Raw genomic sequence first — 24,756 nt, 5'->3', positions numbered from 1 at the left:
AAGCGGTCCTGATGGAGCGACTCAATCTGCCTGAACGGTGGTATCAAGCGATTGACTCGCGCTACGCGGCCGGATGCAGTCTTCGGCAGCGGCTACAGGGGATCGGTCAGCCACCAACGGCTTGCCCAGGTTGAACCAGGCAGCCAGGGCAGGCAGCAGGAAGATCGCACCCAGCACGTTGACCATGAACATGAAGGCCAGCAGCACACCCATATCGGCCTGGAACTTGAGCGGTGCAAAGACCCATGTGCACACCCCCAGTGACATCGTCACGGCGGTAAACACCGCTGCCGTGCCGCGCTGGCACATGGCGCGATAGAACGCTTCGCGCAGGTTTTGCCCCTCAGCCATCTCGTGCTCGATGCGCTCGTACAGGTAAATGCCGTAATCCACGCCGACACCGACACCCAGTGCCATGACCGGTAGCGTTGCCACCTTGAGGCCGATACCGAGCATCGCCATCAGCGCATTGCACAGCACCGCGACGATGGCCAGCGGCACCAGGATGCACAGCACGGCGCGCAGCGAACGGAAGGTCAGCAGGCAAAACAGCGCCACGGAGAAGAACAGCGCGGCCAGCATGACCACCTCGGCCTGCTTGACGGCCTCGTTGGAGGCCGCCATGACCCCGATATTGCCACCCGCCAGCCTGAAGTCCACGCCCGGCACATTGATCCCGGCAATCACGCGCTTGGCTTCGCTCAGTACGTGGGCCACGGTGGCGCCTTCGTGGTCGGTCAAAAACACCAGAATCTGCATTTTCTGACAGCCATCCGTCACCAGCCCCGAGTCCGGCGAGTAGGCATACGCGCCCTGCTGCAAACCCTGGGCAGACCCGGGGATTGCTGCCCAGCGAGGATTGCCTTCGTTGTTGCCGGAAATCACTTGCTTGCTCATTCCAGCGACGCTTTGCACCGATTGCACACCGGGCACTTCGCGCATTTTGAAATCGAACGTCTCGACGGCACGCATCACCGCCGGGTCGAGGCAGGCCTCGCTGCGATCGGCAATAGTCAGGAACACCGACAACACATCGAGGCCGATCGAGTAGGTGCTGATGATCTGCTGGTTGTCCTGGTTGTAACGCGAATCTGCCCGCAGCTCCGGCGCGCCGGCACCAATGTCACCGGTGGCCAGTTCCCGCGCCTTGATCGCGCCCAGGGCCAACAGCAACAGGCTCAAGGCAAACACCCACAGTGCCGGCCCCGGGGTCGCCAGCGCCGACAGACGCCACCACAACGGGTGACGCTGGTGCGCCAGTGGCACGGGTTCGCTGAGCAAGCGGGGTTCGAGCGGCAAGTGGGCAATGATCAAGGGCAACATGATTTTGTTGGTGATGATCATCAGCATCACACCGATACAAGCCGTGACCCCGAGCTCATGCACAATGGGAATGTCGATCAGCATGATCACCCCGAAACCCAGGGCATTCATCAGCAGCGCCAGCGCGCCGGGAATGAAAATCTTGCTGAAGGCCGCCTTGGCCGCATTGACCGAATCGCTGCCGGCCAGCACTTCCTGCTTCCAGGCATTGGTCATTTGCACCGCGTGGGAAACGCCAATCGAAAAAATCAGAAACGGCACCAGAATCGACATCGGATCAATCCCGAGCCCGAGCAACGGCAACAACCCGAGCAGCCAGATCACTGGCAGCAAGGCGACAAAAAGCGCCACCAGGGTCAGGCGCAATGACCGCGAATAGAGCCACAGCAACACACCGGTAATCACGAACGCGATGGCAAAAAAGCCCATCACCGTGTTCAGCCCCTCGACCACATCCCCCACCAGTTTGGCGAAGCCGACGATGTTGATCTCAATGTCAGCGCTGCTGTATTGGCGGCGGATCTCTTCAAGACGCTGGGCAATTTGCACATAACTCACCGGTTGCCCGGTTTTGGGATCAACGTCTTGCAGATCAGCCCGTACCATGGCCGATTTCAGATCGTTGGCCAGCAAGCTGCCGATCTGGCCTGAACGCGCCGCATTGCTGCGTACCTGCTGCAAGTCTTCCGGAGTGGCGGCGTATTGCGGCGGCACCACCAGGTCACCGACATAACCGTCTTCGGTGATTTCGATATAGCGCACGTTGGGGGTGAACAGCGACGTCACGCTGGGACGGCTGACCCCGGAAATGAAGAACACGTCGTCCGTGACCTGTTGCAAGGTCTGCAGGAACTCGGGGTTATAGATATCGCCCTCGCCTTTCCAGTGCACGCTGACCAGCAAGCGATTGGCACCGGTGAAGACCCGACTGAACTCGAGAAAGTTGAGCATGTAGGCATGCCGCACCGGGATCTGCTTGTTAAACCCGGGGTCCAGCCTGACATGGGTGGCGCTGTAGCCCAGCCCCAGAGAGATCAACAGGAACAGTCCCAGCAGCAGCTTGCGGCGTGCCATCAACTGTTCGGCACAGCGGTTGACAAAACGCTGCATGGGGGTGAGATGAAGCGCGCTGGCCGTCACGGCCTTGCACCCTCAATGATTACCGCACAGCCGCACACGGCAGATGAAAAGACCCATGCCTTCATCCTCGCAATCCCTCACATTCTTCTTGTTTTAGGGTCCGGCTGTGGTGGCCAGCCAGCGTAGAGCGGGATCGATCATCAAGTGCGGGCAGGACGCGATACATCGTCCATAAGGCCTAGGCCATTTGGAGGGAGCATTTCACAGAGGCAACTGCGGTGAGCATCCCGCAGGGTTGCGCTTGAAGGCCCTTCGGGCCTTATCGCAGCCTGCGGCAGCGGCTACAAAAAGCATTCGTCGCGGCGGGATCAACGGCAACGAACATCCTGTAGCCGCTGCCGCAGGCTGTGACGGGCTGCGCAGCAGCCGTAAAGCGGGGTTCAGACCTGCGCGGTCGTCTGAAGGCGTTCGAGTTCGCGACGCACCATGCTCGCGTATTCGGCGGGTCGCAAGGCATACAACTGTCCGGCAACCCAGGTGAGCCATGCGCCTTGCAATGCGGACTTTTGCGCGAATAACTGCGCAGCCTTGGCCTGTGCCTGCTCAAGGTGCTGGCGGTGAAACTCGCTGCGCGAGGCTGTCACTCTTTGCTGGCCTTGAACGTCAGCTCGCCCTTGGGCCATTTGGCAGCCTTGGCGGTGACGGCTTTCAGGGTTTTGGTCAAACCCTCTTTAAGCTGTTCCTGGGCGGCGAAGATCAACATCACGGTTTGACCTTCCTTGAACACAATGCCCTCGCCCAGCGGCGAAGTGACATAGGCGTATTCGCCCAGGCCATAAATAGTCATTTTGATTTCGCGAAACTTGATTTCGAACTTGCCACCTTCGCGACTGGGCAAGACAGCTGCGCGAAAATGATCACCGACCTTCAGTTCCAGGCCTGGTTTGTCATCCACTACCAACGCTGCATCCGTATCGATTTCAGCGATGTAAATACCTTCTGCCGTTTGTTCGGTGATGTACACAAAACGCGATTGGAACAGCTTGACCAATCGTGCCCGCAAGTCACCCAACACGAACAACGCATGCATCTCCAGATTGCTGACTGCCAACGAAAAACCCTCGAAAACTTGAAGTGAAACTGCCCGAAAAAAAGACAGGCAGCAAAAAAAGCCTGAATGACCTGCTTAAAAACCCGAGTACAACAAGGTCGCCTGACGGCCTGGATCAGGCGTGGCGTATGACATCAAGACGCATAGATTCCCGGTTTGATCCCTGGCAAACAAACGGCCGGAGCAGATGAAATTTAACCGGGACTTGAATCAACGCAAACAGGCTAAAGAACACACCGAAAAAGCCTGCGATCAAAGACGTAACGTCTGGCGCTGTGTTTTTTAAATAAACCTTACAAATACAAGAACAACAACGGCTGCCAATTCTAGTGCACGTGCAGCCCGTGGGCCATTCAAACAATGCCCTGACATCAAAGCGCATGAGGACAACACCCGTGAATCGACCTGACACCCCTGCAGCGCAGCCATTGGGCAGTGAAAGCCTGCAACCGCCCACTTCCAGCGGGCCATTCTACCGACTCACACCCGAAGTTGGGTATATGCATCCACGCTTGTTTCAAGTGATTGCCGTCAGCCAGGGGTTTTTCCATATCCGGGAGGCCGGTACAGGTCAGGTCAAAGGCTTTCGATGCACCTATAGCGATGCCTGCGCACTGGCCGAGCACTTCGAAAAGGCCTTGCCCTAGGTTTTCTGGAGCCTTCAGCGGCGTTTTTACAGGGCTTTCGTCGCCTGAAGGGTGATCACCGCGCCACGAGGTGTCAACTGCTGCCATACTCGCACGAAAATCGACCTGGCCCATGCCGCCAGATCGTCTGGACTCCATTACCTCCAAGGGAAAGTGACACGTGACGGAATTTGATATTGGCGAGTTTTTTATCCGCGGTGAGTCCAAAGAAGTCGACGGCGAGTTTCAGGCTGTGATTGTGATGCGGGCCAAACCACCGCTCACCACTGTCACTTACCATCAGGTCGAAAAGGATCGCTGGTTCAAGACTGCCGAGGTCGCGGATATTGCGGCAAAGGAATCAGCAAAGGCCTTGAAGGCTGCTGTTGATGAAGGCGCGCTCAACATCTGAACCGAACACGCTGTGGCGGCTCCGTCACAGCGTCCGCCCTCGAGGCATCCTGCATGATTCCCCTCCTCGCCACCGGGCACGCGCCAGTAATCGGCTACGCTGCAGTCCCGGCATATGACGGCTTTGAACCCTTGACGTTCACAGGCCTCATATACCTTGAGCCCACCCTTTTGCAGAGGACATGAACATGGACGAAACCCCGAACACCCTTGAACACCTGTTTGAGCAACTTGGGCTGGCCGCCGATGAAGCCTCGATCGAGGCGTTCATTGCGAGCCATTCGCCGCTGCCCGAAGACGTCAAGCTCGCCGATGCGCCCTTCTGGTCATCTGCACAATCACAATTTCTGAAAGAAAAACTGCTGGAGGACGGCAGCTGGGCCATTGTCATTGATGAGCTCAACCTGAGTCTGCATCAGGCGCGTTGAGCCTGCGGCATGGCGATGGGGCTGGCGCCCAGTTGCGCCAGCCACGCTTCACGGCACTCCTCCGCTTCCAGCCGGCTGGAATAAGCCGTACCGCGCTGCTCACCATTGACCAGTACCACCCAGCAGGCCTTTTGACCTGCCTCGCGCAAATTTTTTGGAACACCGCTGCCGATCATCACGGCGACATCAACCTGGTTTGACATGATGGTCACTCCATCTATTTAGTTAGTCTCCTAACGATGTCAGCCATATTAATGTCTAAATGCCGCTAGAAAAAGCGCGCTATCGCAGAGATCAATTGCATGAACTGTAACAATCCCTGCGTAGACTCAGGCAAAGCCGGGGGCCTTTTGCTCGAAAACTGAGCGACCGCCCTCTTGCGGTATGTCGAAAAAAACCTTGTCCAGCACCCCGGTCCCCTCGCCAATTGCCGCGTTCCAGTTAGCAGACAGATGGACATAGCGCTGACGCAATACGCGCTCTTGCGCCTGAGTGAATGTCGGAGTCGTGCCCTTTGCTAGCTGGCCCTCAAGCCTGCGCTCCAACGCCAGCAGCTCATCGGGCAATCCGCTCTCTGCATCATCGGCCAATGGCCGCAGGGGCACGCCGTTCTCGCGCGCCAGGCGGTGCATGAGGCGCAAATACACCCGGGAAAGATGGCCATACAGCTGACGCTGCATAAAAACCGCCGCCTGTACGCGCTTCATCGGGTCTTTGCGCGAGCCTTCCCTGACTGCGTGGCTGCGCACTTCCAGCAAGCGCTCCGGATCAAGCGGGTCAAGCAGATCCCTGGCCTGCCATTCCTTGAGCTGGGCCGCTGCAGTTTTCCAGGCGTGTGTCAGCTCGAAGGGCGTGGACGGGGCCACCAGGCTGGTCTCCCAGCGTGTCACATACACCTGTTCTGACATCTGCAGCGGATAACCGCCCCCCACATCGGCATGTGCGCCGGGCACTGCGATATCCATGGGCCATTGAGGCGCGATACGGCTCAAGGAAAAATTGCGCCGCTGCTCATCACGCGCACTCAGTTGTACCACCTGCTTCGCACTATCCGGCCCCAGATAAAGGTTGAGCCCGGGATTGATGTCGTCACTGACATCTCCCAGGTCGGTCAATCCACCCATGGCCGCCACGGTATCGAACAAGCCGATAAAGTTGATGGTGCACTCGAAACCGGGGGCCAGGTTGTGCCGGTCTTCAAACCGGGTCGCGTTGACCAGATTGGCAAAGTGGCGGGCCGCGGCTGCGCCACGGCTGAAACCAAACAGGTCCAGCTGCACATCGCTCAGGGTGTGTTCGGGCAGTTGCTGCACAAAATGCTCGAGGCATTCAGCCAGTTGCGTCCGGGCTTGCGCTGCCTTGCCCAATACGCCCGTGCTGCCACGGCCATAGGTCTGCGCCGGAAAACGGGTATCCCCCGCGCCGGTAGTGGTGCCGATACCGCTGATGTAGAGAGAGGTCACTGCCATGCCATTGGCATCGAAGGTCGACTGCACGGGGTAACACTGGTGCAACCTGGCGATATTGGTCGGCACTTTGGCATGGCTGCTGTCGGCATCGATCACCTTGCCTCGCGCCTGACGCTCCAGCCCCGACTGGCTGTTGAACTGGTTGTTGGCCGTTCCATCGAAAAAAATACCGATACGCAACACGCGTCGTGTGTTGCTTGAAGTGCTCATGAATCTTGCCCTCTGTATATTCGTCCTCGCGCAATGATGCAGCGCCAGCGACTAGAGTGCTGATCAGCAGCGACCGGTTCAAGGCTTACGGGTTGTTTCAGAAAGGGATTACAACAGGGTGCGAGCCAAACGTGCGAGTAACGGCTGAATCCAATTGGCTGCCGGAACCGCTGGGTGCGGCCCCGGCAAGGGCAAGCCCTTAGGCCTGACGCTGGTGCTTGTCGATTTGCTCGTGACGCTCTTGAGCTTCGATGCAGTACTTGGTGGTTGGGCTGATCAGCAGGCGCTTAAGGCCAATGGCATCGCCGCTGTCATCACACCAGCCGAAGCTGTCTTCTTTAATGCGCTCCAGTGCTTGTTCCAGCTGAGGCAGCATGCGCTGATCGCGGTCGATCGAGTTCACCAGCCAGGTGCGCTCCTCTTCCACCGAAGCGGCGTCCGCAGGGTCGGCCGGGGTGTCCAGGCTTTCGATCGCGATGCGGTTCTGCTCAATGCGCTCGTGGGTTTCAACCTTCATGTTTTGCAACAGCTCAGTGAAAAAAGCATGTTGCTCGGCATTCATGTAGTCATCCGCCGGCATGGCCAGCAACTTATCCTTTGTCATTGATTTCTCTATAAAAAATACGTGCATTAAGGCTAATTGGGGAGCGTTCCGACCGATCTTCATCCCAACCAGTTAGGTGCCATCTCTTTAAAGCGCCACCCGGCACTCAATTTAAGAGGGGCGGCAGTCTAAGGCCGAGTTATCGAGTCAGCAACCGAAAAAACAGCTATTTGTCCAGCAAAACATGGAAAGTGATGAAAAAAGTGTCTTGCGGGGCCTAATGGAGTGCGTTTATAGCAAGAAATTCAATGCCGGCGCTAAAAATGACAACACCACGCTCGAAGGCGTGGTGTTTTGAATCGCAGCGTGGCGACTCGGTAAACAGGCTCAGCGCTTGAGTTTTCGCTTGTTGCGGTATTGGTCGATGACGACCGCGACGACAATGATCAAGCCTTTGATGATGTCCTGGATATACGCGTCGACCCCGACGAAGGTGAAGCCGCTGGCCATGACCCCGAGGATCAGCGCACCAATCACAGTGCCGGTGATGCGCCCTACTCCGCCCGCCAGGCTGGTTCCGCCAATGACCGCTGCGGCAATGGCGTCCAGCTCATACGACATGCCCATGCCCGCTTGCCCGGTGGCAGCTCGTGCCGAGGCCACGACACCGGCCAGGCCCGCCAGCAGGCCGGCGATGCTGTAGACGATGATCAAGTGACGCTTGACGTTGATGCCCGAGGTGCGCGCCGCTTGCATGTTGCCACCGATGGCGTAGGTGTACTTGCCATATTTGGTGTAGCGCAGTGCGATGTGGAAAATCAGCGCCACCACCAGAAAAATGATGACCGGCATCGCGCCGTTGCCAATGGCCGTATACGACTCCGAGAGCATGCTCACCGGCTGGCCCTCGGTGTAGTAACGCGCCAGGCCTCGGGCCGACACCATCATGCCCAGCGTTGCAATGAACGGAGGTATACCGGTGATGGCGATGATGCTGCCGTTAATCGCTCCCGCCAGCAGGCCCACGCCAAGCCCCGCGATCACCGGTATCCATACTGGCAAATCAGTCAAGGAGGGGAAAACCGCCCGGGTGAAGTCCGAGGTTTGTGCCAGGCTGGCGGCGATCATCGCCGAGAGGGCCAAAACCGAGCCCGACGAGAGGTCGATGCCGGTGGTAATGATGACCTGAGTGACACCAATCGCCAGCAGCCCGATGACCGACACCTGCAAAATCATCAGCACCAGGCGCTGGGAATTCATCAGGAAGCTCTGGTCTCGTACGATCCAGCCAAACACTTCAAATACCAGACCAATGCCTATCAGGACCAGAAAGATGCTCAGCTCGGTCGGAAACCGACGGCGGTTCCGGGATTTCGGTTCAGCCGCGGTCGGCTTGTTTTCGGTTATCGCATTCATGGACGTTGCTCTCTCATTCTGCTGCGCCACGGGCCCGGTTGCAGCCACTGCGCTGAAATCGTTAATGAATCGCCGTGATACCGGACGCCAGTTGCATGACGCGCTCTTGAGTCGCCTCGCTGCGGTCCAGCGTGCCCATCTGCTCACCTTCATGCATGACCATGACCCTATCGCTCATGCCCAGAACTTCAGGCAGTTCCGAAGAAATCATGATCACGGCCATGCCTTCGCTGGCGAGGAAGGAAATCAGGCGATAAATCTCGACCTTGGCGCCGACATCGATGCCCCGGGTCGGCTCGTCCAGGATCAGCACGCGCGGGTTGGTCATCAACCAGCGCGCCAGCAACGCCTTTTGCTGATTGCCGCCCGACAAGGTGTCGATGCATTGCTCAAGCGAAGGGGTTTTGACCCGCAACTTCTTGCACATGTCTTCACACAAGGCGCGCAAGGCTTTTTGCTGGATAAAACCGTTACCGGCGTAATGCGGCAGAATCGCCATTTCCATGTTTTCCAGCACTGACAGGCAGGGGAACAGCCCGGTCAACTTGCGGTCTTCGGTGAGCAGTGCAAAGCCCTTCTCAATTGCCTGGTTGGGGCTGCCGATGCGCACCGCCTGGCCGTCGAGATGAATCTCGCCGCCCGTGCTGGGGGTGATGCCGAAAATGGCTTCCGCGATATTGGTCCGCCCGGAGCCCATCAACCCGGCAATCCCGAGGATCTCGCCAGCGTGCAGGTCGAACGAAACTCCTTCAAAAATCCCGTCCAGGCTCAAATCCCGCACCGACAACAGCAACTCACCCAGCGGGCTCTCGCGCACCGGAAACAGCTGGGTGAGCTCACGCCCGACCATCATCGAAATCAGGCTGTCGCCGTTCATGCTGTCTGCCCGTTGCAGGCCGATGTAGGCACCGTCACGGAACACCGCCACTTCATCGGCGATGCTGAAGACTTCGTTCATTTTGTGAGTGATATAGATGATGCCTTTGCCTTGGGACTTGAGGTCGGCAATGATCGAAAACAGGTGGGCGACTTCCTTGTCGGTAATCGCCGAGGTCGGTTCATCCATGATCAGGATGTCCGAGTCATACGACACGGCCTTGGCAATTTCGACCATCTGGCGCTCTGCAATGCTCAGGTTGCCCACCAGTTCCTGGGGATCAAGGTTGATCCGCAAGCGTTCCAGCAACTGCGCTGTACAACGGAACATTTCCCGGTGGTCGATCATGTGCAGGCCGTTGAGTTGCTCACGACCGATCCAGATATTTTCGGCGATATTCATGTGCGGCATCAGGTTGAGTTCCTGATGGATCATGGCAATCCCGGCCTGCAGCGCCGCCAGCGGCCCGGCAAACGTCACCGGTTTGCCCCGCAGCCGCAGCTCACCGGCATCGGGCTGGTAAATGCCGGCGATGATTTTCATCAGGGTCGACTTGCCTGCGCCATTCTCGCCCATCAGGGCCAGCACCGAACCCGGGCGCACCCGTAGTTGCACATCATCGAGCGCCACCACGCCGGGGAAGCCTTTGCTGACGTTGATCACCTCCAGCAGGTAAGGCGCCTCTTCATTGACCGCCGTGGGGGTGGGCGCCACAGTCGGGGTGCTTGAAACCGTCGCTGACGCGAGCATAGCCAGTACTCCTCGATTGCCCCGATCAATGCCCGGGGCTGTGGGCAAGGCTTGGGCCTCGCCGCCTATTGTTTTTATGGGTTGAGTGAACGACTACTTGAAGTCTTTGGCGTTGTTCAGGGTGATCAGTTGGAAAGGCACCCAGACCGCCTGATCAACCGGCTCTTTCTTGATCATTTTCATGGCCGTATCGACTGCGCCATAAGCTTGGCCCTTGGCGTCCTGGAACACCGAGATTGCCAGCTCACCCTTCTCCACTGCACGCACGCCGTCCGGCGTACCGTCAACACCGGCAATCAGTACCGTGCCCTTGGCGACACCCGCCTGTTTCAAGGCCATCGCAGCACCAATGGCCATCTCGTCGTTATTGGAGACCACTGCATCGAACTTGCGGCCCTGAGTGATCCAGTCGTTGGTCAAGGTCATGGCCTTGTCCCGCAGCCAGATCCCGGTCTGTTCCTGGTCAACCTTGATGTCCGGGTACTTGGCCAGGACCTCTTTCACACCCTTGGTGCGGTTGGTGGTGGAATTGTTGGCCAGGTCGCCCAGCAAAATCACGATGTCACCCTTGCCGCCCAATTTGTCGGCCAGGTACTGCATCTGCATTCTGCCGGCCTCCAGATCGTCGGAGGCCACGGTGGCGACGCCTTGAGGCAAGGTCGCGTCATCAGGACGGCGATTGACATAGACCAATGGGATGCCGGCCTTGACCGCCGCCTTGGTAATACGCCGGGTGGCGGCAGTGTCCACAGGATTGACCACAATCGCGTCGACTTTTTGCCCGATAAAGCTTTCTACCTGGCTCAGTTGCTTGACCACGTCAGCACGGGCGTCTTCAAACTGCAGCTGGACGCTTTCGGGATAGGATTTGGCTTTTTCGTTCATCGACTCACGCAGGTAAGTCAGATAGGTGTCATCGAACTGAGACATGCTGACGCCGATTTTAATGTCGGCGAGGGCCGAGCCGCTGGCCAGCAGCATCGAGAGGGCAAGGGAAGTAAAGCGCAGGCGGTGTTTCATACAGGCAGTCTCCACATTCTTGTTGGTTTTATGGATGCGGCAGTGTCGGTAACCTGAAAAAGACTCTATTGGAAAATATTTTCTATATCAACACATTTTAGAATTTTTTAGACAAATCGTTCTATTTAGGTCTGGCCAGCCAGCCTGACCACCTGCCCGGTCTCGTCACTCAACCGCGCCGCGTCCAGCACACGCAAGGTTTGCAGGACGTCCTGAGGGTCGACCGGCAACGCGCCCCGGCCTTGCGCGGCGGCGATCATTTGCAGGTAAAACTGCTGCCAACAGCCATGCTCGGTGGGTACGCGCTCACGCTCCTCGCCCTGCTCGAACCAGCCCCAGCGTCGATGCTCTTCGGCCCCCCAGCGCTCACCTTCGGTTTTCGGGGACAACCCCGCGAGCACCGCCGCTTCCTGACCGTCAAAGCCTTCAACGCTGTAGCTGCCCAACGTCCCGCTGACTCTGAACCGTGGCCGCGGAGTGTTTTGCAGGCAACTGCCGCCCACATGGGAAATCACCCCACTGGCATGGGTCAAGGCCATAAAGAACCCGTGGTCGATCTCCGGGTGTTCAGGGGAGCAGGCCCGCTCGGCATAAACCGATTGCACCGGGCCAAATAATTGCAGCGCCTGGTCCACCAGATGACTGCCCAGATCCCTGAGCCAGCCACCGCCGCTGGCATCCCCCACCGAGGCTGGCGAAAAACGTTCGATAAATGACTCAAAGCGTGTGACGTGCCCCAGCGCCCCGCTCTCTAGCAGTTTGCGCACGGTGAGGAAATCCGAGTCCCAGCGTCGGTTCTGGTACACGCTGAGCAGCACCCCCTGGCGCCGGGCAGCGTCCACCAGACGCTGTGCCTGGGCCGTATCGGCCGCGAAGGGTTTGTCGCTGACGACCGCCACCCCGTGTTCGATGGCCTGCATGACGAGTTCCGGACGGCCTTGGAGCGTGGTGGAGATCACCAGCAGATCCACCCCCGCCTCAACCAGTTGACCGAGGTTGTCAAAGGCGTTTACGCCGGGGTACCCGGCTGCCAGCAACTGACGCCGCTCGGGTGAACGGGTCACCACCCCGGCGAAGGTCACGCCCGGCAAACTGGCGATCAGGGGAGCATGAAAAAAACGGCCACCATGGCCGAAACCAACGAGTCCAATACGCATAAGTATTCCCTGTTGTTATCGACGCAAGTCGGGATCTGTAGCCGCTGCCGAGGTACGAGGCTGCGATCGGCGACGATCGTCGTACAGTCCGAGGGGGCGATGTTTCAGACAAGCCTCGGGCGCTGCGCTCGAGGCACATCTGGAACATTTGCCTTACCCGTAAAAACGCGGCCGCTCGGGCAGCGCCACGTTGACAATCGCCCCGCTCTGCTGGGCCTCGATACAGGCATCCGCCGCGACGGCTGCTGCATAACCGTCCCAGGCCGAAGGACCGCCAACCTGTCCCGCGCGTACCGCGTCAATAAAAGCTTGGAGTTCGACGTCGTAGGCCCCGATGAAACGGTCTTTCCAGTCCATCAAGATGGCATTGGACAGTTTGGCGCCACTGCGCAGTTGCACCTGCGATGGCTCCGGCAATTTGGCGATGCCGGTTTCACCGACCACCTCACACTGGATGTCATAGCCGTACTGGCAGTTGACGAACACTTCCACATCGATGCGTGTGCCTTTGGCGGTTTCCAGCAGCACGATTTGCGGATCTCTCAAATGCGCGAGGGCTTTGCTGGTTTTACGCGGAAACACCACTTGCACCGAAACATAGTCGTCGTCGAGCAGCCAGCGCAGTACGTCCAGCTCATGGATCAGAGTGTCGGTGATCGCCATGTCGGTTTTGTAGTTTTCACCCACCCGCGGGTTACGGTGTGCACAGTGCAGCATCAACGGTTCGCCGATCTGGCCGCTGTCGATCACCGCTTTAAGTGCCTGGTAGCCTTGATCGTAGGGACGCATGAAGCCCACTTGCACCAGCCGCTTGCCATAGGCCACTTCGGCGTCGACGATGGCGCGGCAACCGGCGGCGGTGACCGCCAGCGGTTTTTCACAGAACACCGGCTTGCCCGCCTGGATCGCCGCCAGCACGAACTCTTCGTGGCTAGGGCCCCAAGACGTCACCAGCACCGCCTCGACTTCAGGCGCAGTGATCAGTGCCTGACCGTCCGGGTAAACCTCGGCCGCCAGCCCAAGCTCAGACACTACCTGGGCGGCTTGCTGCAAGTTGATATCAGTGACCGCCACCACCTGGCTATTGAGCAAGGTCTGACTGCACCGGCGAATATGATCACGACCGATAGCGCCGGTACCGATCACGCCAAGTTTGAGAGGTTGAGTATTTGACGACATGTGCGGACTCCTGTTGGATTTTTTGTCAGAGACGGATCAGTACTGGCGTGCCTTGGAAAGTGCGATGTTCGACTGGTGTGCCGCGGCGTCCGTGCGGGCGCTGGTGGAGACTTGTGCCACACCGACCCGCCACCAGGTCAGGTAGCTGTGAATCATGGTTTTGGGCAGCACTTTGATGTCGATCAGGGTCGAGACGCTCTGCAAGCGTGCATCAGCCAGGGCCGCATGCAGTTGCTCAAGAGTGCTCACTTTGTAGGTCTTGCAGCCATAGGCCGCAGCGCTCATGGCGAAATCGACCGGCACAAAACCGCCGTCGAGCTTGCCGGTTTCAGGATTGCGATAGCGGAACTCGGTGCCAAAGCTGTCCATCCCGTTGCCCATCTGCAGGTTGTTGATGCAGCCAAAGGTCATGTTGTCGAACAGCACCACGTTGATCTTGCGCCGCTCCTGAATCGAGGTGGCGAGTTCGGAGTGCAGCATCATGTAGGAGCCGTCACCGACCAGCGCATAGACCTCACGGTCGGGCTCGGCGAGTTTGACCCCCAGCGCGGCGTTCACTTCATAGCCCATGCATGAATAACCGTATTCAACGTGGTAAGTGTTCACCCCCTTGCTGCGCCATGCCCGCTGCAAGTCACCGGGCAGGCTGCCGGCCGCTGCGACAATCACCGCATCCTCGGCCAGGGTGTGATTGAGTCCCCCCAGTACCTGGCTTTGGGTCAGGCAGGAACCGGTCAGCTCGATAAACTCGCGCAGCACGGCCGGGTCCAGATGGTCTGCGATCTCGGGGGCAAAGTCCGGTTGCTGATAATCCACCTGATACACCCGGTCCACTTCGGCTTCCAGCCGGGCTCTGGCTTGTTGCGGTGCATCGCCCCACTCGGAACGATAACCACTGCTGGCCAGGACCTCGGTCAATGCTTCAAGCCCGGCCCTGGCATCAGCCAGTAGCTGCACGCCATCCAGTTTGAGGGCATCGCACGGGCTGATATTCAGGTTGAGAAATTCTGCCTGCGGGTGCTGGAAGAGTGATTTCGACGAGGTGGTGAAGTCGGTATAGCGCGTACCGATGCCGATGATCAGGTCCGCGTCCCTGGCCAACAGGTTGGCGGCCAGGCAACCGGTTTCGCCGATGCCGCCAACGTTCAGCGGGTGCGCCGAGACGATGGCGCTTTTACCGGCTTGGGTTTCAGCGAACGGAATGTCAAAGCGCTCGGCAAAAGCCTGCAGTGCCGCATTGGCACCGGCGTATTTGACCCCGCCACCGCAGATGATCAGCGGTTTGCGCTTGCGTTGAACGATGGCCTGGGCGTCAGCCAGCATGGCTTGGGTCGGTAAGCGCCGGTCAATGCGATGCACACGCTTTTGCAGAAAGTAATCAGGGTAATCGTAGGCTTCAGCCTGCACGTCCTGAGGCAAGGCCAGCGTCACGGCGCCAGTCTCGGCCGGATCGGTCAGCACCCGCATGGCGTGGATCGCCGCACTCATCAACTGTTCGGGACGGTTGATACGGTCCCAGTATTTGCTTACGGCCTTGAACGCATCGTTGGTGCTGATGCTCAGGTCATGGAACTGTTCGATCTGCTGCAGCACCGGATCAGGCTGGCGGCTGGCGTATACGTCACCCGGTAATAGCAGCAGCGGAATCCGGTTGGCCGTGGCAGTGGCCGCAGCGGTCAGCATATTGGCCGCCCCCGGACCGACCGACGAGGTGCAGGCGTAGATCTTGCGCCGCAGGTTTTGCTTGGCAAAGCCGATTGCCGCGTGGGCCATGCCCTGTTCGTTGCGGCCCTGGTGCACCACCAGGTCACCGCTGTCCTGCTCCAACGCCTGCCCCAGGCCCAGCACGTTGCCGTGGCCAAAGATGGTGAACACACCGGCGATAAACTTGCTCTCGACCCCGTCCACTTCAACGTATTGGTTATCGAGAAATTTCACCAGGGCCTGGGCCATGGTCAATCGTGTCGTACTCATGTTTGCACCCTAAATAAGTACAGGTTCCTGCCGCAGCAGCAGCTGCAGTGAATGGCAAAGCCGTTACAGGGTCTGTATCAGGTCAATGCTTTTTGTAAGTGACTGATGCTTGCTCCCAGCGCCTGCCCGACGTCGGCCAGCTCATGCACGCTGTCTGCAAAGGGTTCAAACGACACATAGCCGGTGTAGCCCGTACTGAGCAAGGTATCGATTTGCGCCGTATTGCCCAGGATGTCGCCCTCGCCTACCAATACCCGATGCCCGTCGCGAATGGTGGTCAATGGCGCTTGCGCGTCTTCCACGCCGGAGATGTGCACCAGCCCGGTCAGCTCCGGGAAAAACTCATGCTCACCCGCCAAATGATGGTGAAAGGTGTCGTGAACCAGACGGAACACATCCAGTCCGCCAATTGACTTGATTGCCTCGGCAGCCGTGCGCTTGTGGCGCAGCGAACACTCTTCAAACCCCAGCGGCTCGATAAAGCCGAGAATGCCGTGATCACGCAGGATCGGCGCTAGGGCGCTCAAGGCCGTGCGCAAGCCACTGGCGCGCTCGGCAGGCGTGCGGGTATCTGCCACATCGTTCAGCGGGCACATGACCAATCCCCGGGCACCGCAATCCCGGGCGTATTGCGCCAGATGCAACGCCTGTTCGCGACGCTGGTCGTTCCACACATCGAAGGGATACAACGCGTTGATCGACAGCACGCCGATCCCTTGCGCCGCGCACAGCGCACGGACCTGTTCGGGGGGTGTGCCGTCTTCGATCTCAACCCCGTGAAGGTCGTTGCGAATCTCAATGGCATCGGCCTTGAGCGTGACGGCCAGGGTAATAAAGTCCGCCAGTGGCATTCGGGGGGCGACCATTCGATTCAGAGCAAAACGCAGTGGCTGGCGCATAATCTTTATCCTCCAATACCGTGGGCTTGTCCGGGTTATTTGGCAGTCGGCATGCTGAATTCAGGGCCTTTGGCGATGCTGTCGGGCCAGCGCTGCATCACACTTTTGTAGCGGCTGTAGAAGCGGATGCCTTCTTCGCCATAAGCATGGTGATCACCGAACAACGAGCGTTTCCAGCCACCAAACGAATGCCAGGCCATCGGTACCGGGATCGGAACGTTGATCCCGACCATGCCGACCTTGATGGTGCGGGCAAAGGCCCGGGCCACGCCGCCGTCGCTGGTGAAGCAGGACACACCGTTGCCGAATTCGTGAGCGTTGATCAGCGCCACCGCGCTGGCAAAGTCCGGCACCCGAACCAGCCCCAGCACCGGTCCGAAAATTTCCTGGCGGTAGATGCTCATCTCGGGGGTGACGTTGTCGAACAAGGTGGCGCCGACAAAGAAGCCCTGCTCGGCACCCGGCACTGTCAGATCGCGACCGTCCACGATCAACTGCGCCCCCTGAGCCACGCCCTCATCGATAAAGCCGATGACCTTGGCCTTGTGCTCGGCGGTCACCAGCGGTCCCATCTCGCTGTCGGGCTGCAGGCCGTTGCCCACTTTGAGCTGATCGATGCGCGGCAGCAGTTTTTCAATCAGGCGGTCCGCCACATCGCCCACGGTCACGGCGATCGAAATGGCCATGCAACGCTCGCCCGCCGAGCCGAAAGCTGCGCCGATCAATGCATCCGCCGCCTGATCCAGGTCCGCATCGGGCATCACGATCATGTGGTTTTTCGCACCGCCCAGTGCTTGTACGCGCTTGCCCCGCGCAGTGCCCTGCTGGTAGATGTACTCGGCAATCGGGGTGGATCCCACGAACGAAATGGCTTCGATATCCGGGTGCTGCAACAGGTCGTCGACCGCGCTCTTGTCGCCCTGCACCACGTTGAATACGCCATCCGGCAGACCGGCTTCGGTCAGCAGGCGGGCCATCAGCAGGCTCGCCGAAGGATCACGCTCGGACGGTTTGAGGATGAAGCAGTTGCCCGTCACCAAGGCCAGCGGGATCATCCACAACGGCACCATGACCGGGAAGTTGAACGGCGTTACCCCGGCACACACCCCCAGCGGCTGACGCAGGTTCCAGTTATCGATACCACCACCGATGTTGTCACTGAAATCGGTCTTGAGCAGGTTGGGCGCACCGCAGGCGTACTCGACGATTTCAATGCCGCGGGTCACTTCGCCCTTGGCATCGGAAAACACCTTGCCGTGTTCGCGGCAGATCATTTCGGCCAGTTCATCATGGTGCTCGTCGAGCAGTTGCTTGAACTTGAACATCACCCGCGCACGGCGCAGCGACGATTGCTCGGACCAGGCCGGGAACGCCTTCAGCGCTGACGCAACAGCGTCATCCACCGTCTGCCGGGTGGCCAGAGCAACCCTGGCCTGTACGGCGCCCGTCGCCGGGTCGAAGACATCACTGAAGCGTTCGCTGCCTGAATCCTGAACGCGGCCGTTGAGGTAATGGCCGATAACCGGGGTAGTGCTCATTGTTCTTGTTCTCCGAAAACGTTAGAGATCCATCAGCCAGCTGTGCTGCGGATCGTTGTGGAATTGCCAGACGCGCTTGGGCCCGGCCATGACGTTCAGGTAGTAGGACTCGTAGCCATAAGGCACGCTGACCGGGTGATACCCTTTGGGCACCACCACCAGATCGCTGTTCTCTACTGCCATGGCCTGATCGAGGCTGCGGTCATCGGTGTAGACCCGCTGGAACACAAAGCCCTGAGGTGGGTTGATCTGGTGGTAATAGGTTTCTTCGAGAAAGCTCTGGTGCGGCAAGTCATCGGTGTCGTGCTTGTGCGGCGGATAGCTCGACGAGTGCCCCGACGGCGTACGCACCTCGACCACCAGCAGTGAATGCGCAGGCTCGGTATCCGGCAGGATGTCGCACACGTAGCGGGTGTTGGCGCCTTTGCCGCGCACGCTGCGTTTCATCGTGTCGGGCTTGATCAGGCGTGCGCCCAAACCGGCACTGGCCAATCCGGGGGCTGAACACACGGCAATTTGCACCTCGCTCAATGCCAGCACTTGTGCCTGGCTGCCGGGCGGCAAATAGACGGCAAACGGCGACTTGTCTTCGAACACCGACTGCCGGTCACCGATGTTTTCCCAACTGAACGCCCCCTGCCCCGGTTCTTCTCCCGTCACCGTAACCCGGCCGCCGAGCAGTACCAGACACAACTCATGGTCACCGGCACTGACGGGCAGGCGTTCGCCGGCGGCCAATTGATAAGCACTGAAACCCACGTATTCCAACGTCCCCTCGGGCAATTGCACCAGGGTCTGGCCGGCAGTCTGACGCTTGATCAACAAGTTCATTGGCCCGTCCTCGCATCCAGCAGGCCACGCAGGGTTTGATAGCCTTTTTGCGCATAGGCATAGCTCGGGGCCACAGCCGGGTCCTGCTCTGCCTCGACCACCAGCCAGCCCTGGTAATTGGCGGCCATCAACACATCGAGCAAAGAAGCGAAGTCGATGTCGCCATCACCCGGTACGGTGAACGTGCCGTTGATGATGCAGTCAGGGAAACTCCACAAGTTATTGCGCGCCAACTGCACCACCGCCTTGCGCACATCCTTGAAGTGCACATGACAGACGCGGTCGATGTGTTTGCGCAGCACCTCGATCGGTTCGCCGCCGCCCATATAGCAATGCCCGGCGTCGAACAGCAGGCCGACGTCACGGTTGGTCAGGCTCATCAGGGTGTCGATATCGGACGGTGATTCGACGTAGGCCCCCATGTGATGGTGGTACGCCAGGCGCACGCCCTGGGAAAGGGTGAACTGCGCCAGTTCGTTGAGTTTGTCGGCGTAGGCTTGCCAGGCTTGCTCAGTGTGAAAGCGCGGACGCTCGATCAACGGAATACGCTGGCCCTGGATCGAGTCAGCCACTTCGCCATACACCAGCACCTTGGCGCCATTTTCGGCCAGCAGCTGTACGTGGCTGGCAATCGCATCAATTTCTTGCGCGGCCGAACGCCGGGCCAGACGGCTGGAGTACCAGCCCGAAACCAGCGCCAGGTCGTAGGGCCGCAACACATCGCCAACCCCTTTGGCGTCCTTGGGGAATTTACCGTTGAGTTCGAAACCTTCGTAACCGATCTGCTTGCCTTCACTGAGCGCAGTGCTCAACGGCGTCTCGCCACCCAATGACGGCAAGTCATCGTTACTCCAGGAAATCGGGTTGATGCCAATACGGATAGCGGGCATGGCTGCACCTATTATTGTTTTCTGAATAAAGTATCTGCAGGGACGGGATCGCTGCGGTGCATCAGATGCACCGTGTTGCCTGCATCCCGGGCAAGCTCGCGCCTACAGCTTCAGCGACGGGCGGACTGCCAGGACTCGATCAACTGCACGAACGTTCCCTGCACCCGTTCGATCAGCGCCCGGTCATCGATTTCTCCGGCCAGCCAGGCGCGGCTGGGCTCCTGAAAAATCGTCCGGCCCACCGCGAATCCACGGCAGGTCGTGCTCTCCCGGGCTTGCCGGAACCCTTCGGCAAGCACCTCGGGCGGTGCATTCAGCCCCAGCAGCACCACGCCCCGGCAATACGGGTCGCGTTCCTGAATCAAGGCATCGAGTTGCTGCCAGACTTCTGCGGGTTGCGCTTCGATTTTCCACCAGGCCGGGAAGATCTCGAGGTTGTACAAACGCTTGATGGCGCGGTACAGCACGTTGGGATGCGTCGAAGGGTGGTCTTTGGGCGGGATGATCTCCAGCAGCAGTTCATGGCCGCTGGCCTGCGATGCCTGATACAAACCCTTGATTTGCGCTTCCTGCTCGAGACGCAGCAGCGGTTCGTCATCGGGATGAAACTGCACCAGGCATTTAATGATCTGTTCCTGCGGCCAGGCGATCAGGTTGCTGCCAATCGAGCGACCGTGCTCAAACGCCAGTGGTCGCGAACCCTGAACCTCCACCGGGCGTGCAATCCACCAGCCGCGGCCTGTGGCCTCGTTCAGTGAATCCTGACCGAAGCGCTGGTCTGCCAGCAAACCGACATCGGCGTCGATGCCCTGCCGCCGCAAGTCGCCTTCGACCTGTTCGACCGCGCGGATGAACAGCTGCTTGAGGGCACCAATACAGGTGTGATCACGGCCGTACTGCTGCGCGATTTCAACCAGCTGCCAGCGGTGATCGAAGGCGAACACAAACAGTTGCTTCCACTGTTTGCGCGGTACGCTGACCTGATGCAGGCGCTGCAGAGCCATGTCCTGATCGGGACGGGTGATCGGCACCGGGCTGTTGAACAGGTAGTCGAGTTCGGCCCGGGTCGGCATGGCCGGGGCACAGGCGTGACGTGACACCACGAGCCCGCCGCAGGCATTGGCCAACTGGCAGCAGCGTTCGTCGCTCGCCTCTTCCAGCCAGCCACTGAGGAAGCCGGACATAAAGGCATCGCCGGCACCCAGCACGTTCAGCACCTCGACCCGCACACCCGGGTAAATCGAGCCGTCTTCAAGCCGGGCCGGGATCTCGCCGTGAATCACTGTGCACCCCTGAGGGCCGAGCTTGACCACCAGAGTTGCGGGGGTCAGTTGCCGAACAGCGCGCAAGGCTGCGAGCAAGTCGGTGCCACCGCCGGCAATCAGGAACTCTTCCTCTGTGCCCACGATCAGGTCAAAGCGCGGCAGAATCGACTGCACATGGGCAGTGACCTTGTGGTCGGCCACAAAGCGCGTCTCGCCATCGGCCTTGCCTGCCAGCCCCCAGAGGACCGGACGGTAATCGATGTCGAGCACGCGCTTGACGTTGTGCTGCTCGGCGTAATCGAGTGCGGTGATGCTGGCCTGATACACGCCCTCCGTGGAGAAGTGGGTACCGGTAATCAGCAGGGCCTTGCTCGAGGCGATGAAGGCCGGATCGATGTCTTCGGCCCGCAGGGCCATGTCCGCGCAGTTTTCGCGATAGAACACCAGCGGGAAGGTTTCGCGATCCTTAAGGCCCAGCAACACCAGTGCGGTCAGGCGCTGCGGATCGATGGTGATGGCACTGACGTCGCAACCTTCTCGAGCCAGGGACTCGGTCAGAAAGCGCCCCATATGGTCATCGCCCACACGGCTCAGCATCGCCGAGCGCAAGCCCAGCCGCGCCGTACCGAAGGCTATGTTGGCCGAGGAACCGCCCAAGTACTTGGCGAAACTGCTGACATCTTCCAGGCGCGCCCCGACTTGTTGCGAGTAGAGGTCGACGCCCAGGCGTCCAAGGCAGATCAAATCCAATTCACGCCCTGTGGCAAAACGAGTCTGTCCCATGCTGGCTCCTGTTATTTTTATCAGCCTGCACTCATCACCTCACACGGCCTGAGCGCTCTAGGTGGGATGAAGACTAAAACGTCAGCGCACAATAAACAATATTTATTCCATAAATTTTTAATGTAGAATTTTTGTTCCATATCCAGCAGCAACTGGTGATTCACTGCCCTGTAACGATTCAGCGAGCAGGGACTGAATCGCTGGTCAGGATTTTTTCAGCGCCTACCCTGTAGACTGAGCACGCTAACCGGTTACCTGCCAATGCTTGTGTCGAACCCGCAAAGAGCCATTCATAAGGACTCATCTATGTCACCCAGCGATCAGCCAGAGCGCGAATTGCCCAACCCTGCGCTCAATGCCGAGGGTTTATTGCAGCTTATAACCGAGGAGTACGAGAGCCTGCCGCGACAGCTCAAGCGTATTGCCAGTTACATGAGCCAGCAAAGCGACCGCATCATGGTTGACCGGATCAGTGATATCGCCCGCGAGTGCGAGGTCCACCCTTCGGCCATCGTGCGTTTTTCGCAGCGCTTCGGATTCAGCGGTTTCAGCGAAATGCAGGCCCTGTTCCGCGAGGCGTATACCCACAAGGCAACCCCGGTCCAGAACTACCAGCAGCGTATCCGCAGCATGATCGCCAACAAGTCACAAAAAGCCAGTGGCGGCGATCTGGCGCGCGAGTGCATCAATGCCACGCTGTCGGGCATCGAGCGGCTTGGCCTTGAACTCGATGATCAAGCCTTCGACAAGGCGGTGGATCTGGTGGTGAATGCCGACAACATCTACGTGGTCGGCGTACGTCGCTCCTTCGCTGTTGCCGACTACCTGGTGTACAACCTGCAGCACACCAACAAGCGGATTCATCTGGTCTCCGGGCTGGGCGGCAGCTACCGCGAGCAGATGCGCAGTGTGCGGGCCAACGACCTGGTGATCGCCATCAGCTTTACGCCTTATGGCAAGGAGACCCAGCATTGCCTGCGTATTGCCCAGTTGCATCAGGCCAAAACTCTGATCATCACCGACAGCAACCTGTCGCCCCTGGCCAAAAGGGCAAACAGCGTGTTGCTGGTCAATGAAGGCAGCTCGTTTGCGTTCCGGTCGCTAAGTGCGACCTTGTGCCTGTGCCAGGCACTGTTCATTGCCGTGGCTTATCGCCTGGAACTCAAAGTCGACGAAATCCACGAACAAGTAGGCTTTGAGGATTAGGTTCTCAATTAGTAACCATTTCAACGCCTGGAAACCCACGGTTATCTTTGGACGGATGTACTGCCCTGTAGGGCGTTACATCGGAAACCCGTATGCCTGAAAACAATTGAGGGTATGAATCAAGGCACTCAATACTCTTGCCATATGGATTGAATAATCCTACGAACTTCTCCGTAAATCTTCTTTTCAGCTACGCACAGCCTGACAATACCGGGCAGGTTTCGCGTTTTACAATCGCTGACACAAATCCCAGATCGCAACCAGAGTAAATGGTCCATGTGTCACCGCGTGTATCGCAACGCTAAACACCGGTGGCTCTTTCCACGCTGGTGATGAGCCTCTGCGGCGCAGACCAGCCCTGCACAGAAACGGTTGTACGCCGTGGACACCTGCCCTGCATGCGCTCATTACAGTGTTATCAAGGATCTGCCCCCCACCCCTGAAGAGCCTTTCCGAACGGAGCATGCCCCATGAATTATTCCCTGCTGGCCAATGCCGAGCCCCCGCTGCGGGCCCTTGCCGAACCTTGCGCGCTGGGAAATCAGGGGCATGGCCAGACAGCCCCCCTGTGCCTGCCCGAACTGGGCAACCTGATCAAATTGCGTGACGCATTGCTGGTGCTGAAAGGACCATTGGCCAACTGTCCAGGATTGCGCAGCCTGATTGAGCATCGATTGCTGGGCAATGACGTGCATGATCGCATTCTGGGCAAGCGGTCCGACACTCCATCCACCCGCGCGCCTTAAACAATCAAGCCTGGCGGCCACAGGCCCGAGCTGTTGATTTCGCCCAATAACTCAAAATTAATGCATTCAAGCATCATTATTATGAATTTGCGGATTGTTTTTACGGTGTGCACACTGCACAGGTTCCTCCCCCAAATGAAGGGACATTTCAAGGGCTTGCCGGAAACCCCGCCAAGCCCTTTTTTTATCTGTTTCGCCGCCAAACCGGATTGTTCTCACCATGCAAAACCGCTGGATCAACCGTTTTATCCCCCCCGCCACCCACACCCGTCCCACCGAATGGAGCCGTGCCGCACTGGGTGTTTCCCTCGGTACCCTGTTCAGTGTCTGGGTTTGCAGCCTGTTCTTTGGCCTGCCTGTCGCCCTGCATTTGATCGGCCCGCTGGGGGCATCAGCCGTTCTGCTGTTTGCGGTGTCATCCGGCGCGCTGGCGCAGCCCTGGTCGATTCTGGGCGGCTACTTCTGTGCCACTCTGGTGTCCTTGTCGGTGGTGCATTTCTTCGGCCGCGACCTCGACAGCGCCTGCCTCGCGGCTGGCCTGGCACTGATCACCATGTGCATGCTGCGTTGTCTGCATCCACCTGCCGGTGCCCTGGCGTTGCTGGTGGTTCTGGCTGACCCGGACAGCGCCAGCCTCGGCTGGGCAGTGCTGGCCCCTGTCATGCTCAGCGCGGCGTGCATGCTGCTGGCGGCCCTGGCCTACAACAATCTGACGCGGGTGAGCTATCCGAAAAAACCGGCAGAGCCCAGCCCTCCTCTCGTTGCCCCAGCGGTGATCGGTGATCCGGGTATTACCGCCGAAGACTTGCAGCTGGCTCTGGAAGACATGGATGCTTTCATTGACGTGACAGCCGAAGATCTCGAAGCCCTGATCCGGGCCAGTGAACAGCACGCTCGCAGACGCAGCGTCGGCGAGGTATTTGCGCAGGCCAATTGAGTTCAGGCCGGGCGCGGGCACTATCGATAAACCGTCAACTCCTGCTAGGGTTATCAGCACCCAGTCCGGGCTCAGAGGCCGCTTGC

Annotated in this window: 23 protein-coding genes; 6 read left to right on the top strand and 17 right to left on the bottom strand. The window is 59.0% G+C overall.

Features of this window, described 5'->3' with window-relative positions; all coding sequences use genetic code 11:
* Positions 1-21: 21 nt before the first annotated feature.
* The 3 genes from DQN55_RS09005 to DQN55_RS08995 form a co-directional block, all read right to left on the bottom strand.
* A complete protein-coding gene (locus DQN55_RS09005) occupies positions 22-2,433 on the bottom strand; it encodes an efflux RND transporter permease subunit (RefSeq protein WP_048383443.1) in 2,412 nt (803 codons plus the stop codon).
* A gap of 410 nt (positions 2,434-2,843) precedes the next feature.
* Positions 2,844-3,086, bottom strand: a complete 243-nt coding sequence (locus DQN55_RS09000; protein WP_082150773.1) for a hypothetical protein — start codon at positions 3,084-3,086, stop codon at positions 2,844-2,846.
* Positions 3,044-3,514 carry a hypothetical protein gene (locus DQN55_RS08995; RefSeq protein ID WP_074702905.1) on the bottom strand — a complete coding sequence of 157 codons (471 nt, stop codon included), beginning with the start codon at positions 3,512-3,514 and terminating at the stop codon, positions 3,044-3,046. The genes DQN55_RS09000 and DQN55_RS08995 overlap by 43 nt, the downstream gene beginning before the upstream one ends.
* A 395-nt stretch (positions 3,515-3,909) precedes the next feature.
* On the opposite strand from DQN55_RS08995, the gene DQN55_RS08990 reads away from it, so the two are divergent.
* The 3 genes from DQN55_RS08990 (at position 3,910) to DQN55_RS08980 (ending at position 4,979) form a co-directional block, all read left to right on the top strand.
* Positions 3,910-4,161 carry a hypothetical protein gene (locus tag DQN55_RS08990; RefSeq protein WP_053070950.1) on the top strand — a complete coding sequence of 84 codons (252 nt, stop codon included), beginning with the start codon at positions 3,910-3,912 and terminating at the stop codon, positions 4,159-4,161.
* Between the two features lie 160 nt (positions 4,162-4,321).
* Positions 4,322-4,552, top strand: a complete 231-nt coding sequence (locus DQN55_RS08985) for a hypothetical protein (protein WP_048383382.1) — start codon at positions 4,322-4,324, stop codon at positions 4,550-4,552.
* 187 nt (positions 4,553-4,739) lie between these two features.
* Positions 4,740-4,979 carry a DUF2789 domain-containing protein gene (locus tag DQN55_RS08980; RefSeq protein ID WP_048383381.1) on the top strand — a complete coding sequence of 80 codons (240 nt, stop codon included), beginning with the start codon at positions 4,740-4,742 and terminating at the stop codon, positions 4,977-4,979.
* On the opposite strand, the gene DQN55_RS08975 is transcribed toward DQN55_RS08980, so the two are convergent.
* The 14 genes from DQN55_RS08975 to DQN55_RS08910 all read right to left on the bottom strand — a co-directional run bounded on the left by DQN55_RS08975 (position 4,967) and on the right by DQN55_RS08910 (position 21,781).
* Entirely contained in the window at positions 4,967-5,182 is a 216-nt protein-coding gene (locus DQN55_RS08975; protein WP_048383380.1) for a hypothetical protein, read from the bottom strand. The two genes, DQN55_RS08980 and DQN55_RS08975, sit on opposite strands and share 13 nt — an antisense overlap.
* Positions 5,183-5,308: 126 nt before the next feature.
* Positions 5,309-6,658, bottom strand: a complete 1,350-nt coding sequence (locus tag DQN55_RS08970) for a phospholipase effector Tle1 domain-containing protein (protein WP_048383379.1) — start codon at positions 6,656-6,658, stop codon at positions 5,309-5,311.
* Positions 6,659-6,857: 199 nt separating this feature from the next.
* The gene (locus DQN55_RS08965; protein ID WP_048383378.1) at positions 6,858-7,262 is read right to left on the bottom strand and encodes a TraR/DksA family transcriptional regulator; all 405 of its coding nucleotides are present in this window, start codon (positions 7,260-7,262) and stop codon (positions 6,858-6,860) included.
* A 327-nt stretch (positions 7,263-7,589) separates the two neighbouring features.
* Positions 7,590-8,618 carry an ABC transporter permease gene (locus DQN55_RS08960; RefSeq protein WP_048383377.1) on the bottom strand — a complete coding sequence of 343 codons (1,029 nt, stop codon included), beginning with the start codon at positions 8,616-8,618 and terminating at the stop codon, positions 7,590-7,592.
* A gap of 61 nt (positions 8,619-8,679) precedes the next feature.
* Positions 8,680-10,245, bottom strand: a complete 1,566-nt coding sequence (locus tag DQN55_RS08955) for a sugar ABC transporter ATP-binding protein (protein WP_048383376.1) — start codon at positions 10,243-10,245, stop codon at positions 8,680-8,682.
* Between the two features lie 93 nt (positions 10,246-10,338).
* Entirely contained in the window at positions 10,339-11,265 is a 927-nt protein-coding gene (locus tag DQN55_RS08950; RefSeq protein WP_048383375.1) for a sugar ABC transporter substrate-binding protein, read from the bottom strand.
* A gap of 125 nt (positions 11,266-11,390) precedes the next feature.
* Complete coding sequence (locus DQN55_RS08945; RefSeq protein WP_048383374.1) at positions 11,391-12,422, bottom strand: Gfo/Idh/MocA family protein; 1,032 nt, start codon at positions 12,420-12,422, stop codon at positions 11,391-11,393.
* A 153-nt stretch (positions 12,423-12,575) separates the two neighbouring features.
* The gene (locus DQN55_RS08940; RefSeq protein WP_048383373.1) at positions 12,576-13,601 is read right to left on the bottom strand and encodes a bifunctional inositol 2-dehydrogenase/D-chiro-inositol 1-dehydrogenase; all 1,026 of its coding nucleotides are present in this window, start codon (positions 13,599-13,601) and stop codon (positions 12,576-12,578) included.
* A gap of 36 nt (positions 13,602-13,637) precedes the next feature.
* Complete coding sequence (gene iolD, locus DQN55_RS08935; protein WP_048383372.1) at positions 13,638-15,575, bottom strand: 3D-(3,5/4)-trihydroxycyclohexane-1,2-dione acylhydrolase (decyclizing); 1,938 nt, start codon at positions 15,573-15,575, stop codon at positions 13,638-13,640.
* 77 nt (positions 15,576-15,652) lie between these two features.
* Positions 15,653-16,474: a TIM barrel protein gene (locus DQN55_RS08930; RefSeq protein WP_048383371.1), complete on the bottom strand. Its 822-nt coding sequence runs from the start codon at positions 16,472-16,474 to the stop codon at positions 15,653-15,655.
* Between the two features lie 35 nt (positions 16,475-16,509).
* Positions 16,510-18,012: a CoA-acylating methylmalonate-semialdehyde dehydrogenase gene (locus DQN55_RS08925; protein ID WP_048383370.1), complete on the bottom strand. Its 1,503-nt coding sequence runs from the start codon at positions 18,010-18,012 to the stop codon at positions 16,510-16,512.
* A 21-nt stretch (positions 18,013-18,033) separates the two neighbouring features.
* Positions 18,034-18,843: a 5-deoxy-glucuronate isomerase gene (gene iolB, locus DQN55_RS08920; protein ID WP_048383369.1), complete on the bottom strand. Its 810-nt coding sequence runs from the start codon at positions 18,841-18,843 to the stop codon at positions 18,034-18,036.
* On the bottom strand, positions 18,840-19,733 hold the full coding sequence (iolE, locus tag DQN55_RS08915; RefSeq protein ID WP_048383368.1) for a myo-inosose-2 dehydratase: 894 nt from the start codon (positions 19,731-19,733) through the stop codon (positions 18,840-18,842). Before iolE ends, iolB begins: the two co-directional genes overlap by 4 nt.
* A 110-nt stretch (positions 19,734-19,843) precedes the next feature.
* Positions 19,844-21,781, bottom strand: coding sequence for a bifunctional 5-dehydro-2-deoxygluconokinase/5-dehydro-2-deoxyphosphogluconate aldolase (locus DQN55_RS08910; protein ID WP_048383367.1), 1,938 nt, complete (start codon positions 21,779-21,781; stop codon positions 19,844-19,846).
* A gap of 306 nt (positions 21,782-22,087) precedes the next feature.
* Between DQN55_RS08910 and DQN55_RS08905 the strand changes: the two genes are divergently transcribed.
* The 3 genes from DQN55_RS08905 to DQN55_RS08895 all read left to right on the top strand — a co-directional run bounded on the left by DQN55_RS08905 (position 22,088) and on the right by DQN55_RS08895 (position 24,670).
* On the top strand, positions 22,088-22,987 hold the full coding sequence (locus DQN55_RS08905; protein WP_048383366.1) for a MurR/RpiR family transcriptional regulator: 900 nt from the start codon (positions 22,088-22,090) through the stop codon (positions 22,985-22,987).
* Positions 22,988-23,457: 470 nt separating this feature from the next.
* Entirely contained in the window at positions 23,458-23,733 is a 276-nt protein-coding gene (locus DQN55_RS08900; RefSeq protein ID WP_053070949.1) for a type VI secretion system contractile sheath small subunit, read from the top strand.
* A gap of 220 nt (positions 23,734-23,953) precedes the next feature.
* The gene (locus DQN55_RS08895; RefSeq protein ID WP_048383365.1) at positions 23,954-24,670 is read left to right on the top strand and encodes an HPP family protein; all 717 of its coding nucleotides are present in this window, start codon (positions 23,954-23,956) and stop codon (positions 24,668-24,670) included.
* Positions 24,671-24,756: the final 86 nt, after the last annotated feature.

The sequence above is a fragment of the Pseudomonas taetrolens genome (assembly GCF_900475285.1).
Classification (GTDB): domain Bacteria; phylum Pseudomonadota; class Gammaproteobacteria; order Pseudomonadales; family Pseudomonadaceae; genus Aquipseudomonas; species Aquipseudomonas taetrolens.
Note: the sequence above shows the minus strand (reverse complement) of the source record. Positions and strands in the feature narration are given on the sequence as shown.